At 49.6% G+C, this 14,798-nt stretch carries 9 protein-coding genes, 1 tRNA gene and 1 pseudogene; all 11 read left to right on the plus strand.

The features are described from left to right. Positions 1-101: 101 nt before the first annotated feature. Positions 102-177, plus strand: a tRNA-Lys gene (locus Q7Q81_RS08925). A gap of 170 nt (positions 178-347) precedes the next feature. Then, positions 348-1,301, plus strand: coding sequence for a 2-hydroxyacid dehydrogenase (locus Q7Q81_RS08930; protein WP_304275428.1), 954 nt, complete (start codon positions 348-350; stop codon positions 1,299-1,301). Between the two features lie 7 nt (positions 1,302-1,308). Then, complete coding sequence (locus tag Q7Q81_RS08935; RefSeq protein ID WP_304275431.1) at positions 1,309-3,792, plus strand: LuxR C-terminal-related transcriptional regulator; 2,484 nt, start codon at positions 1,309-1,311, stop codon at positions 3,790-3,792. Between the two features lie 97 nt (positions 3,793-3,889). Beyond that, positions 3,890-4,573, plus strand: coding sequence for a hypothetical protein (locus Q7Q81_RS08940; protein ID WP_304275434.1), 684 nt, complete (start codon positions 3,890-3,892; stop codon positions 4,571-4,573). A 13-nt stretch (positions 4,574-4,586) separates the two neighbouring features. Further along, the gene (locus Q7Q81_RS08945; protein ID WP_304275438.1) at positions 4,587-6,005 is read left to right on the plus strand and encodes an Ig-like domain-containing protein; all 1,419 of its coding nucleotides are present in this window, start codon (positions 4,587-4,589) and stop codon (positions 6,003-6,005) included. Positions 6,006-6,399: 394 nt separating this feature from the next. Beyond that, positions 6,400-7,293: a radical SAM protein gene (locus Q7Q81_RS08950; RefSeq protein WP_304275441.1), complete on the plus strand. Its 894-nt coding sequence runs from the start codon at positions 6,400-6,402 to the stop codon at positions 7,291-7,293. A gap of 28 nt (positions 7,294-7,321) precedes the next feature. Continuing rightward, positions 7,322-8,239 (plus strand): C40 family peptidase, encoded by a 918-nt coding sequence (locus Q7Q81_RS08955; protein WP_304275444.1) that lies wholly within the window; start codon positions 7,322-7,324, stop codon positions 8,237-8,239. Positions 8,240-8,290: 51 nt separating this feature from the next. Next, positions 8,291-10,171 (plus strand): sigma-54-dependent Fis family transcriptional regulator, encoded by a 1,881-nt coding sequence (locus Q7Q81_RS08960; RefSeq protein WP_304275447.1) that lies wholly within the window; start codon positions 8,291-8,293, stop codon positions 10,169-10,171. A 393-nt stretch (positions 10,172-10,564) separates the two neighbouring features. Beyond that, complete coding sequence (locus Q7Q81_RS08965; protein ID WP_304275449.1) at positions 10,565-11,860, plus strand: ATP-binding protein; 1,296 nt, start codon at positions 10,565-10,567, stop codon at positions 11,858-11,860. 650 nt (positions 11,861-12,510) lie between these two features. Continuing rightward, a complete protein-coding gene (locus tag Q7Q81_RS08970; protein WP_304275452.1) occupies positions 12,511-12,714 on the plus strand; it encodes an ESPR domain-containing protein in 204 nt (67 codons plus the stop codon). 42 nt (positions 12,715-12,756) lie between these two features. Next, a pseudogene (locus Q7Q81_RS08975) lies at positions 12,757-14,798 on the plus strand (hypothetical protein); the annotation flags it as partial.

The raw sequence follows: 14,798 nt of genomic DNA on the forward strand, positions 1-14,798 counted from the left end.
GCTTAGGTTGCTGAAAAACAGCAAAAATATTTTAAAAAAGTACTTGACTTTCCTTGTGTTAGTCTGTATACTATTAATGTTGCTAATTTATGGCGACAAATGATTCACTAGCTCAGTTGGTAGAGCACCTGACTTTTAATCAGGGTGTCCCGAGTTCGAGTCTCGGGTGGATCACCAACGAAAATATGCCGTTCTTCGAAAGAAGAACGGCTTTTTTGTATTTGCGGATACAAATTCCGGCAAAACAGAATATAGTCCTGAAAATTTCCTCCTTGCTAATCAATTCCTGCGGTAGTAATATGTAAGTGATAAGCAAAGATTTTACAGACTTTTTCGGAGGTGCTTTGATGAAAATAGTAGTTATGGAGCCGTTAGGCGTAAAGATGGAACAGATAAATGCATTGGCAGCGCCGTTGCAGGCTGCAGGCCATGATTTCGTTTATTATACCGCAAAGGAAACAGACCAGACGAAGCTGCTGGCGCGTGTGCAGCAGGCCGATATTATCATGCTGGCCAACCAGCCGCTGAGGGCGGAGATTATCAACGCCTGCCATAATTTAAAAATGCTGTCTGTAGCCTTTACCGGCGTAGACCATATTGCGCTGGCTGCCTGCCGTGAGCGCGGAATTTTAGTGTGCAATGCCGCAGGCTATTCCACCAATGCGGTAGCAGAGCTGACCTTCGGTTTGGCTATCAGCGTTATCCGCAACATCGTTCCTTGTGATGCACGCTGCCGTCAGGCAGGAACGAAGGATGGCCTGGTAGGCTTTGAGCTTTTCGGCAAAACCTTCGGCGTAGTCGGCACCGGTGCGATTGGCAGCAGAGTGGCGAAGATTGCCGCTGCCTTCGGCTGCAGGGTGCTGGCCTACAGCCGTACTCCGAAGGCAGAGCTGCAGGCTGACGGTGTAAGCTATGTAAGTCTGGATGAGCTTTTGGCTGCCAGCGATTTTATCAGCCTGCATGTGCCGCTGACGGACGCAACCCGCGGACTGATTAATGCCGAGGCTATTGCCAAGATGAAGCCGACTGCCGTACTGCTGAATACTGCGCGCGGTCCTGTTGTGGACAGCGAGGCGCTGGCACAGGCGCTGAACGAAGGAAGATTGGCGGGCGCAGGCATTGATGTGTTTGAGGGCGAGCCGCCGATTGCACCGGAGCATCCTCTGTGCCATGCGAAGAACACCGTGCTGACACCGCACGTGGCCTTCGCCAGCGCCGAAGCACTGGCTGCACGTGCCGATATCGTTTTTGCCAACATCGAAAAATGGCTGGCGGGAGCACCGCAGAACGTAATTAAGTAAAAATACTATGAAAAGGCTCAATAATTTATATTATTCCAAGAGAATAAAAGAGCTTTTGGCAGAGCTGCAGACAGCGGGAACAACGCTGGTTGTTGCTCCCATGGGCTATGGCAAAACACTGGCAGTGCAGTACTTTTTGCAGGAGCAGGAGCGCTGCGGCAAAAAGGTGCTGCGCCAAAGCATTTACGGCGCCGGTGCCGAAGCCTTCTGGCAGGGAGTGTGCCACAGCTGGCAAAATACGGAACTGGGCGCTGCGCTACTGCAGCAGTCTTTGCCTGCCGATGCTAACGCAAGAACGCTGGTACTGGAGCTGTTCCGTCAGCTGCTGCCGCAGGAGCCTGTCTATTGGTTTATAGATGATTTGCATCTGCTGGAGAGCAGCGAGGCGATTGATTTTCTCTTTGCTCTGAGCAAGGCAGGCTTTGCTGATTTGCACCTGCTGCTGGTAAGCAGAGGGCAGATTTTTGACGGCAGCCGTCTGCTGGAGCTGGGACGTAAGGTCTTTTGCCTTGATAAGCATGACCTGGCGCTGCAGCGTGACGAGCTGGCGGAATACAGCAGCAGATGCGGCCTGCAGCTTACAACGCAGCAGCTGGATGCTTTGCATGAGGCCTGCGAGGGCTGGTTTTCCGTTACCTATCTTAACTTTTTGAACTACGACAGGTATCAGCGCTTTTGCCTTGATACAGGCAGCGTTTATGAGATGATAGCCAATGTACTGCTGCGGCCGCTGCCGTCGGAGCAGCAGCGCTTGCTGCTGCTTATGGGGCAGCCGGAGGAATTTACGCCGGAGCAGGTGGCCTATGCCTACGGCGCAAGCTGCAGAGAGTCTGTAAGCAGACTGCTGGAATGCAATGCCTTTATTATCAGGCTGGCCAACGGCAGACTGCGGTGTCACCATATGCTGAAGCAGGCCACGCGTCACGCCTTCGGTCTGTTGCCGGAGCCAGAGCAGCAATTGTACTTCCGTCGACTGGGACAATGGTACGCACAGCAGAAGGAGTACGAGGAAGCGCTGGACTGGCTGTACCGCGGCCGTGATTTTGACGGCCTGCTGGCTGCAGTGCAGCAGCTGCGCGACTGGTCGATGCGCCCGCAGCACAGGCAGCATCTTTTCGACTGGCTGCGAGAATGTCCGCCGGAAATCTTGTGGCAGTATCCGCAGGCGGTGCTGATTATTATGCGCCGTATGTTTTCGCTGAACATGGTGCCGGAAATGCTGCAGGTCAAGGAATGGTACGTGACGGCGTTGGAGCGCAATACTGCGCTCAGCCAGCGTGAGCGCGATAATTATTACGGCGAGCTGGAGGTTATTCTGAGCTTTTTGGCCTTCAACAGCATCACCGGTATGAGCGAGCATCACAGGCGTGCCTACAAGCTGCTGAGCGGAGCTCCGCAGACGCTCAGCAAGCAAGGCATCTGGACCTTCGGCGCGCCCAGTGTTCTGGGGCTGTATTTACGCACGGGCTGCAGTCTGCGGCAGACGGTGGAGGATATGCAGGAATGCATGCCACCGTACTATCTGCTGAGCGGCTGGCACGGTGCCGGAGCTGCCGAGCTGACGGAGGCGGAAGCACTTTTGCTGCAGGGACGCATTGACGAAGTGGATATGCCTCTGCAGAAGGCGTATTATCAGGCGGAAAAGCATGGGCAGGAGTGTATTACTATCTGCTGTGATTTTATGGAGATGCAGCGCGATCTTTTTCGCGGCGTTTACAGCAGTAAGGCGGAGGCCTACAGCCGCCATCAGTGGCAGCTGCAGCCCTGGAAGCAGAGCATGCTGCTGAATACTGCCGATATGTGCGCCGGCTTTTACTATGCATTGCTGGGCAAGCCGGAATATATCCCGGAGTGGCTGACGGACGGAAACGGACAGCAGCCTTCGGTGCTTTATCCGGCGCGTCCCTGCCGCAACTATATCAGTGCCCAGTGCCTGCTGGCACAAGGGCAGTATACGGAGCTTTTGGTGCGCTGGTCCGACTGGGAGCAGGAATGCCGTCCCTACAGTAATTTCTTGTGCCTGCTGTATTTGCAGGTGCAAAGGGCGGCGGCCTTTGCCGGCAGAGGCGATGTAACAAGCTGCCGTGCTTCGCTGAAGCAGGCGCTGGAAATGGCTGAGGCGGATAAGCTTGTGCTGCCGTTGGCACAGAACATAGCGCTGCTGCGTCCTTATCTGGAGCAGGAGCTGCAAGGTGAATTTTCAGCAGCGGCGGCAGCGGCGCTGCACCTGGGGCAGCAGCTGGAAGCGGGCCGGGGACAGATTATGTCCGCACGCTTTGCCGAAGCAGGCCTGCAGGAGCTGACGGAGCAGGAGCTACAGATAGCGCAGTTGGCTGCAGCACGTCATACGAACAGGGAGATTGCGCAAAGATTGTCGCTGTCGGAGGGGACGATTAAGCAATATCTCAACAAAATTTTTGCCAAGCTGCAGATTGATGCGGCGGCCAAAAATAAAAGACATCAGCTGGAGCGCTTTTTCCCCAACTCTTAACTAAAGGTTACTTATAGTTAATATTGACTCGGTATATACTGTAAATGAAGAAGTATATGCCGGGTCTTTTTATATCCGGCGGTTAGGAGGCGGAAAAATGAAACGGCTGAAGGTTGTGCTCGGGGCGTGCCTGGCGATGCTCGTGGCTTTTACGGCATTGGCGTGGGCGGCAACGCAGTACAAAACAACTATCAAGGTAAACGGCACCAAGCTGAATGTGCAGCGTTATGTAGAGGGCAAGGGGCCTATGAAGGATAAGGCGGTGCTGCTCAACAAGGATAATAAGGTTGTTGTGCGCTGGAAGCAGCGCGAGCTGAAAAAATGGTACTATGACGGTGATAAATATTTCCGCTTTGTACCCTACAGCTATGATATGAAAAACCTGAAGCCCGGCAGATATCGCTTGGTAACGACCAGCAGCTTTGGCAAGGGCGGTGCGGTTAAAAAGACAGTCAACATCAGCTACAAGCCGCAGAGCAAGATGCAGTTCCGTGCGTCCAAGATTATCCGCAAGGGCAACGGTGATGTTTACCAGCGCCTGTATTTCAAAAAGAACAATTCTACGGGCAAGACCTGCTATGCCCAGATTTTCAATAAAAACAACAAGCTAGTCTATAGCACGAAATATAAGGCAAGAAACGCCAATCAGGATTTTGCTTTCAGCTGGAACGGCTGGGCGAGCGGCAACAGCGGCAAAAAAAGTGCTAAGGGCGTATATACAGTGAAGTATTGGATGGACGGCGTTAATCCCAAGACTGCCAAGTTCCGTCTGAGCATTTGAGGAGGGGAGCATAATGAAAGAAAAAATGATGCGTATTATCGTAGCTGTTATGCTTACCCTGCTGCTGTGCAGTCTGACGCTGCAGGCAGGCGCCGCCTCCAAAAATGACTGGAAGAATACGGCAGGCTGCTATGTGTGGACCGAAAGCAGCCAGTATAATAACGGCGTGCTGAATATCAAGCCCTTGGGCGACGATAAATATCTTTACGAGCTGAAGGTTATGCGTGGCAGCGAGGAAGAGGACAGTGCGGAGGATTTCGTTACTGCCGGTGTTTTTGAAATTAATGAAGATGGCGACGGTATTGCCGAGGTTGATTACCAAAATAATGATACGGTAGAGCTGCGCTTCGTACTGAAGGACAAGAGCATTACCGCCTACCAGGACGGACCGCTGCCGCTTGATGTTCAGGGTGAATACAGATTTAACGAGGACAGCTTTGATGTATCCGAGGCTGCTGCCGCCGCGCTGCTTGCCGGCCTGCCGGAAAAGCAGACGGGCTTGCCGGAGGATGTTGATGATTATAAGCTGCTCTATGCGGAGGAGCCTGTGGACGGCTGGTTCTACCAGCTGACGGCGCTGGATGATGAGGGCGAGGTTATTGCCAAATTTTTGGTAGCTGCCGATTTGAGCGCTGTGTACCGCAACGATAAAGAGGATGAGGTAAGCCTTATTTACGGTGACCCGATCAATATGCTGGCTGCCAAAAGAGCACCGCTTGTAGAAGAAGAGGAGCTTGAAGGCCCTGCAATCGAAAGCGGCGAGCTGGAGGGCGACGAGGATGCGCCCGACCTGCCTGCAACCGCAGCCTCCGAGCTTAGTCCGTTGGTGACGGTGGCTCCGGAGGAGGCCAGCCTGAAGGTGGGAGAGCGTACACGCATAGTTGCTTCGCTGCCGGGCTGCGTAGGCTATAATGTAACTGACCTGCGTTCCTCCAATAGTGATATAGTAAAGGTGGACGGCGATGTGCAGCTTTTGGCTGTGAAGCCGGGAACTGCAACGATTACCGGCAAGCTGCTGCTGGAAAAGGGCGAAAAGGCCTTTATGACGCAGATTACCGCCTATGAGCCGAAGCTGGAGGCTCCGAATCTGCCGGCGCACTTGGGAATAGACGAGGCGCTGAAGCTGGAGGCCTACGTTGTGGGCGAGGCTGACGGCGTGACACCGGAGTGGAGCGTGAGCGATGAAAAAATTGCCGTTATCGAAGATGGCAAGCTGATCGGCAAGGCTGACGGCGTTGTTACCGTTACGGCAGTCCACGGCGAGATGAAGAGCCAATGGCCGGTGGCTGTGGGCACTGCGGAGCTGCCTGCTGCCGAGGATGAGGAAGAAAATGAGGATGACGATGATGGCTTTGGCTGGCTGACGATTATCGGCGGCGTTATTATCATCGGTGGCGCTGCCTTCTTCTTCCTGCGCAGAAAACGCAAATGATAAGCTGATGCTGTAAAGCGTTATGCTTACCGAAAAAATAATATGAAGCATCGGAGGCTGACTTGTGTCAGCCTCCTTGGTGCGCCTGCGGCGATGCTGTTGCTTGTGCCCGCAGGCGTATTTTTTTGTGTGCGGGTATATGCTGTTACGTCCGTTTTTGCCTGCCCAAGCGTCCTTGCCGTTGCCTGCAGGCGCGGGAAATCACAGTTATTTTACACTCTGACAATGTTTCACAGAATCTCTGTAAAAAAAGTAACAAAAAGTTTTCAGTTGGACGTTACAAATGGCGAAAAATCTAGTATAATAATATTAAAGTGTACTATACTTTACAAAATTTCTGAGATCTCAAACTGGCGCCAAATCAATCAAAGTAAAATGAGGTAGAATAGTAGAAATGTTTTTTGATTCTTATGACACACCAGTCTTCAGACCTCCCAGTGAGGCACGCAGCTTTATTTTGCGCGTTACGCGCGGCTGCGCACATAATAAATGCACCTACTGCAACATGTACAGAGGTGTTCCCTTTCAGATTTTAAAGGATGAAGAAATTTCCCGTCAGATAGCGCTGGCGGCCCATTACGGCAAGAACAAGGTGCGTCGCGTCTTTTTGGCGGACGGCGATGCTTTGGTGCTGCCTACGGCCAAGCTGCTGAAGATTCTGCAGGTGCTGCGCGAGCAGTTTCCGCATCTGCAGCGCGTTGCCAGCTATGCTGCGCCTAAGGATATCCTGCGCAAGAGCGAGGAGGAGCTGCGCCAGCTGAAGGAAGCAGGCCTGAAGCTTTTGTATTACGGCATGGAAACAGGCGACGATGCTACGCTGAAGGCTGTCAACAAGGGCGTTGATGCCGAGCAGGCGATTGAAGCAGGCCGCAGAGTTACCGCCAGCGGCATGAAGCTGTCCATGATGATTATTCTGGGCCTGGCAGGTGCAGATGGCAGTGAACGCCACGCACTGGCGACTGCTAAGGCGATTAATATTATCAAGCCGACGCATTTGAGTGCACTTTGCCTGATGCTGTACCGCGGCAGCGAGCTGCTGGACCAGTACGAGGCAGGCAAATTCAATCCGCTTTCACCGGCAGGACTGATGCGCGAGCTGAAGCTGATAATAGAAAATATAGATTTACCTGCGGACAGGCACTGCCTTTTCCGCAGTAACCATGTATCAAACTACGTTCAGCTGGCAGCAACGCTGCCGCATGACAAGCAGCGTCTGCTGCGCGATATAGATTACAGTATTGCTCAGCTGAGCAAGCTGAAAAGCTGGGACGTATATAACTACAATTAATTTTTAATTTTGCATTTGAGCGGGGCTGATGAAGATGAAAAAGAAGCTGGCTTCTGTGCTTACAGTAATCATGCTGGCCTGCAGCCTGCCATGGCAGGCACAGGCTGCAGCGCCTATTGTCAGCAACAAACCGCATAAGGCACCGGTGGCAACGCCGCCGGCCGTAAGCGAGGCGCAGCCTGTGAAGGCGGTGCCGGAGCCTGTTGCCGTCAAGGCCGATACCGCAGCCAAGCCTGCTGCCGCAGTGAAGGCGTCCAAGCAGGCGAAGCCTGAGAAAAAGGCGAAGAAAACCGCAAAGAAAAAGTCTAAAAAAACGAAGGAAAAGCAGTCTAAGGTGCAGGTGCAGCAAAGCAACTGGCGCCTGAAGGTGGCACAGCAAAAGCTGCAGGTGCTGGGCTTCAGTGACGAACGCCCCAGCGGACGCATGACGGAGGCTACCAGCACTGCGCTGAAAAGCTTCCAGAAGCAGCACAAGCTGAAGGCGGATGGCGAGCTGAATGATGCAACCTATCAGAAGCTGACCTGGGAGGCCTTTGCCAAGGAGGGCATCCCCAAGGTTAAGGGCAAGGAAATCGTCAGCCGTGCCGCCAAATACAAGGGTGTTCCCTATGTGTTCGGCGGAACCACGACCAAGGGCTTTGACTGCTCAGGCTATGTGCAGTATGTGTTTAAGGACTGCAAGGCCAAGCTGCCGCGATTGGCAGACGAGCAGGCGTTACAGGGAATTTTTGTAACGCAGAAGCAGCTGCGGCCCGGTGACCTGGTATTCTTTACCACCTACGCCGCGGGCGCGTCGCATGTGGGTATTTATGCCGGTGACGGACAATTTTGGAGCGCATCCTCGTCCAAGGGTGTAATGCTTTCGTCGTTGAAGGACGATTACTGGAAACAACGCTATTATGGAGCACGCCGGGTGTTGATTACGAACGGCGAGGTTTATAAATAAAAGTTCTGCTGACGGCAGCCGACTGCCGGACAGCGGGGGAGGGTATAAAATATGATTCGTGAGAGAAGAAATAAGGATAAGCTGGCTTCTTATTACAGAAAGTTTATGGAAGAGGGTATTGTTGACCCCAACGTGCATCCGTGGGTTGCCGACAGCTGGCAGCGTTGCCGTGCTATGCATCTGCCGCACGAAACTATGCCCAAAATCAATAAGCTGAGCCACGAAGAGATTATCGCACACCAAAAGACACATGAGTTCATCGTTAAATACGTTGACGGTCTTTATGAGCAAAGCAAGCAGCATTTCAATATCCATAATCTGAGTATGCTGTTGATTGATGAAAACGGCTATGTAATCAAAAACTACGCTATGCCGTTTTTCCAACGCATTATCGAGGATATTCAGGGCATGCGTGTTCTGGAGGAGGATGTTGGTACCTCTAGCATCAGCATTGCGCGCGAGCATAACGTGCCCTTTTTGATGTTCGGTCCGGAAATGTGGATTAAGGACAGCCATTCCGGCGATGCCTGCAGTGCGCCTATCTGCGTAAACGGCAAAATCCGCTATATTATTTCCTTCTTTTCCTTGGATCAGAACGATTTGCCCTATGATTTGCTTTTGAGCCTGCTGATGACGATGAAATATTCCATCGAACAGCACCTGAACATGCTGGAGGCCTGGAGCATCAACCGCATTATGATGGAACAGCTGCCGGTAACTGTTTACTGGCTGGGCAAGGACGGCAGCGTGAAATACTGTAACGAAAACGGCCGCAAGCGTCTGGAAGGACACGAGCGTCTGGAGGACGTGTTCCTGAACTACGAGCATATTCCTATCAAAAAAGCGTTGCATGGCGTAGCAACACAGCGTCGTGAAATCACTTGGATTACCCAAGACAGAACCTTTGAGGATATTACCACCGTTATGCCTATTAAGGTTGGCAGCGAGGTAGAAAGTGCTTTGGTGCTTTCCATGTCCATTGAGGATTTGAAAACAACCATCGCCCATGCAACAGGCTACAGCAGCCGTTACAGCCTGTACAGCATGGTTGGTGAAACCAGCGAATTTTTGGCGCTGCAGCATAAGGCAAGCCGCGTTGCCCGCACCGACCACAACATCCTGCTGCAGGGCGAGCCCGGTACCGGCAAGCAGCGTTTGGCACACGGCATTCATCAGGCCAGCCCCCGCGCTGCCGCTCCGCTGATTGCGGTAAAATGTCACAACGCATCTATGGCAGAGCTGGAGGCTGAATTCTTCGGTACGGATGAGGACGGACAGCAGTCCGCAGGCAAGCTGGAGCTTGCTATCGGCGGTACGCTGTTCCTCGACGAGGTAGAAAAGTTGCCGCTGGAAATGGGCGACAAGCTGGCTGATGCGCTGACGCATGGCCTGCCTGCAACGGAAAAGGGCGGCAAGCCGCGTATGTTCGATGTGCGCGTAATCGCTGCCTGCGATTCTAACCTTAAGCGCCTGGCAGATAAGGGCCTGTTCTCCCGCAATCTGTATGAGCTGGTGCTGGATACCACCATGCGCGTGCCGCCTCTGCGCGAGCGCGTGAAGGATATCGAGGTTATCGCTTCGCATATTCTGGTGGAAATGTCCGCACAGCACAACCTGCCGCAAAAACGCCTTTCTCCCGAAGCTGTTTCCCTGCTGCTGTCCTGCAGCTGGCCGGGTAACATCAAGCAGCTGCAGGGTGTTATCGAGCAGGCCTTCTTCCACACTCCCGGCAGCATCATCGAAGCAGAAAACATTAAGCTGCCCGGTGACAAAACCTTGGAGCGCTCCTGGAAGTATGACAAGGAAGCCTTTATTGCAGCCTGGAAATCTGCCGGCGGCAATATCAGTAAGCTGGCAACAATGCTAGATGTCAGCCGTGTAACCCTGTACCGTTATTTGAAGAAGTACGGCCTGGGACCGAAAGCAAAATAAGGTTTTAACATGAATGCCCCTCGAAGCAGGCTTGCCTGCTTCGAGGGCTTTTGCGTTTTGGGCGGCGAATTTGGCGCTGCGAGGCAAGTTTAGAAGAGAAAAGTGCAACGTGTTGCAAAAATCTCTTGCAGAAACAGTGTTGAGGGTGAATATTGGGAAGAAAAATGCTAATTTAGAAGAGAAAAGTGCAACATGTTGCAAAAATCTCTTGCAGAAATGGCGTTGAGGGTGAATATTAGGAAGGAAAAGGCGAATTTAGAAGAGAAAAGTGCAACATGTTGCAAAAATCTCTTTTAAAAATGGCGCTGAGATTGAATGCAGGGAGAAAAAAGGCTATAATAGAAGAGAAAAGTGCAACATGTTGCAAAAATCTCTTCTAAAGAAGGTGAGCTAATGGAAATACGCAGAGATTTTTATTTGGACAAGCTGATAAAACGCAAGCATAACGGGTTGATTAAAATTATTACAGGTATTCGCAGATGCGGTAAATCCTATCTGCTGAACACCATATTTTATCAGCATCTGCTTTCATGCGGTATAGATGATGCGCATATTATCCGTTTTGCTTTCGACTCCGCCGATGATTTGCAAAAAATAGGTGAAAGCCTTATCAAAATGGAAAAGGAAAAACGCGGCGTAAATCCGGAAAGGTTTATGGACTATGTTAATAGCCGTATTGTTGATGATGGTATGTATTATTTGCTGCTGGATGAGGTACAGCAAATGGACTGTTTTGAAGCTGTGCTTAACGGGTATTTGCGCAAGGCGAATATGGATGTATATGTTACCGGCAGTAATGCTAAATTTCTTTCCAAGGATATTATTACGGAATTTGCCGGACGTGGCGATGAGATGCATATGTATCCGCTCAGCTTTGCTGAATTTATGAGTGTATATCACGGCGATAAGTATATGGGATTGGCGGAATATATGCTTTACGGAGGAATTCCGGTGGTTGCACTGCGGGAGGGAGCCGCTGAAAAAGCTGCTGCTTTGCAGAATTTGTTGAGTGAAATTTATCTGAGTGATATTTATAAACGCAATCGTATCCGTAATAAGGGAGAAATGGAGGATTTGCTCAATATACTGGCTTCGGCCATTGGTTCTTTAACTAATTATGAAAAGCTGAAAAATACCTTTAAAAGTGTTAAAAAATCCAAAATTACTTCTACTACTATCAAAAAGTATCTGGATTGCCTGGAAGATTCCTTTTTAATTGAAGCAGCTTCGCGCTATGATGTAAAGGGCAAGGCCTATATTGATACTCCGAAGAAATATTATTTTTCTGATCTGGGGTTGCGTAATGCGCGCATTAACTTCCGGCAGTTTGAACAAACTCATTCTATGGAAAATGTAATCTACAATGAGCTTTGCATGCGTGGGTACAGCGTTGATGTGGGTGTAGTGCCTATTGCCGTGAGAGATGACAGCGGTAATGTAGTAAGAAAACAGCTGGAGGTTGATTTTGTCTGCAATATGGGCTCAGTAAGGTACTATATACAGTCTGCATATTCCTTGCCGGATGAAATGAAACGTGCGCAGGAGGTACGCCCCTTGAAAAATATTGATGATACCTTCAAAAAAATTATCATTACAAAGGATATTGTCCCGGCCTATTATGATGAATACGGAATTCTTACCGTGAACATATATGATTTTTTACTGGATTGTGATAGCTTAGAAAAATAAAGCAGTTCGTTTTGGCATTTCAGTTTGATTGCCCTTGAAGCAGGCTTGTCCTGCTTCGGGGGCTTTTGCGTTTAGGGCGGCGAATTTGGCGCTGCGAGGCAAGTTTAGAAGAGAAAAGTGCAACATGTTGCAAAAATCTCTTGTAAAAACGGTGCTGATGGTGAATATTAGGAAGGAAAAGTGAATATAGAAGAGATTTGTTCAATATATTACACAATCTCCTGTGTAATAAAGCTAGTATCGGTTGATAGTTTGCTAAAGCTAATTTTAAAATAAAAATAAAATTTTTCGAAAATCTTTTGCAAAAAAGGCCTGCCAAAACACGTCAACCTTAGTCTACATACGGTTTACAGTGCTTTTAAAAAATAATATAGTTAAACTATTAGTGCTTGTTCGCATATTGCTTAATGCAAATGGAAATGCTATAATTAAGATGTATTACAATTGTTATACAAGTAAAAACAGCCTCAAGTGTACTTTAAACTGTTTTGCGAAGGTTTATTGCCTGGTGCTGCTTCAGAAAAGCGGATGTTGGCAAACGGCAACATCAGTGCATGGATAATTATGCAATAGTTGTTTAACTTGTTTCCATACGTGGCAGGTGTCACGTACAGTATATAAATAATAATATTTATGTGGGAGGAATTTTTATGAACAAAATTTTTAAAGTAGTTTGGAGCGAAGCGCGCAACGCATACGTTGTTGTCTCCGAAATCGCGAAGAATCATGGCAGCAAAAGTTGCTCTACCAAAAAGCTGTTGACAATGCTGATTGCAACAGGTGTTATGACCTGTGCAAGCATGGCTCCGGCGATGGCTGCTCCGGCATCGGATGTAAATGCAAACTCCGTTTAAACCAACGCCCTGAACTCTAAATACAATATGTCTGTAGGTACTATGGCTGAAAACGGTATCATGCCGTTCTTCGTAAACAGCACTGGCGCATTCTACGGTGCACACAACAAGTTCTCCGTAGATAAAGACGGCAATGTAAATGCAAACTCCATTCAAACCAATGCACTGAATTCCAAATACAACCTGTCCGTAGGTACTGCAGCAGACAACGGAATTATGCCGTTCTTCGTAAACAGCACCGGCGCATTCTACGGTGCACACAACAAGTTCTCCGTAGATAAAGACGGCAATGTAAATGCAAACTCCATTCAAACCAATGCACTGAATTCCAAATACAACCTGTCCGTAGGTACTGCGGCAGAAAACGGAATCATGCCGTTCTTCGTAAACAGCACTGGCGCATTCTATGCAGCAGGCAACAAATTCTCTGTAGATAAAGACGGTAAAGTAATTGCTCCTGAAGCAGAAATCAACAAGCTGACTGCTAAAGAAGGTGTAGTTGGCAATGTTGTTCTGAACAATGGCGTATTCTACAAGAACAGCGCACTGCGTGACGGCGAACTGTTCATTGGCGATAATGACGGCAACTATAGCCAAATCACTCCGAAATCCGCTAAACTTGGTCAGGTAACTATCGATGAAAAAGGCAACATTGCCGGTGTAAACTCCATCCAGACCAATGCACTGAACGCAAAATACAACCTGTCCGTAGGTACTGCAAATGAAAACGGCACTGTACCGTTCTTCGTAAACAGCAACGGTGCATTCTATGCTGCAAACGGCAAATTGGTTGTAGATAAAGACGGCAAATTAGTTGCTCCTGAGGCTGAACTTGGCAAAGTAACTGCTGACGAAGGCGTAATCGGCAACGTAGTTCTGAAAGACGGTGTATTCTATAAACATACCGCATTGCGTGACGGTGAGCTGTTTGTAGGCGATGCAGATGGCAATTACAGCCAAATCACCACTAAAGGTGCTAAACTGGGCAAAGTAACTGTTGCTGCAGACGGCAAGATTTCCGGTGTAGCAGCAGGCGCAGTAACCGCTGATTCCACCGATGCTGTAAACGGCAGCCAGCTGCATGCAGTAGCAACCGAAGCAGGCAAACACAGCAAGGTTGTAAATGGCTCCAACGTCAATGTTGAAGAAACTGATGTTGACGGTCAAAAGTTCTACAAGGTTAACCTGAACAAGGATATCATGCTTGGCGATTTGAACGGCAAATATGTAAACATCAGTGGTACTAATGGTACTATCGAAACCACCGGCTACATTGCAACCCAGGATCGCGTATATGCTGATAAGGGTGCAAAACTGGCTGATATCGACGTAACCGGCAACAAGATCTCTAACGGCGCTTCCTCCATCGTTCTGGATGGCAGCAATGTTAAGGTTAACGATAAGGTTACCATTGATCAGAACGGCAACATTGCCGGTGTAAACTCCCTCCAGACCAATGCACTGAACGCAAAATACAACCTGTCCGTAGGTACTGCAAATGAAAACGGTATTATGCCGTTCTTCGTAAATAGCAACGGTGCATTCTATGGTGCAAACAACAACTTCTCCGTAGATAAAGACGGCAAAGTAACCGCAACTGCAGGCGAAATCGGCAACGTAGTACTGCAAAACGGCGTATATACCGGTCATTCTGCACTGCGTGACGGTGAGCTGTTTGTAGGCGATGCAAGCGGCAACTACAGCCAAATCACTACTAAAGGTGCTAAGCTGGGCAAAGTAACTGTTGCTGAAGACGGCAAGATTTCCGGCGTAGCAGCAGGCGCAGTAACCGCTGATTCTACTGACGCAGTAAACGGCAGCCAGCTGCATGCAGTAGCAACCGAAGCAGGCAAACACAGCAAGGTTGTAAATGGCTCCAACATCAATGTTGAAGAAACTGATGTTGACGGTCAAAAGATTTACAAGGTTAACCTGAACAAGGATATCATGCTTGGCGACCTGACCGGCAAAAATGTAAACATCAGCGGTACCAACGGTACTATCGAAACCACCGGCTACATTGCGACCAAAGATCGCGTATATGCTGATAAGGGTGCAAAACTGGCAGATATCGACGTAACCGG

The sequence above is a fragment of the Phascolarctobacterium succinatutens genome (genome assembly GCF_958453765.1).
GTDB lineage: Bacteria > Bacillota > Negativicutes > Acidaminococcales > Acidaminococcaceae > Phascolarctobacterium_A > Phascolarctobacterium_A succinatutens_B.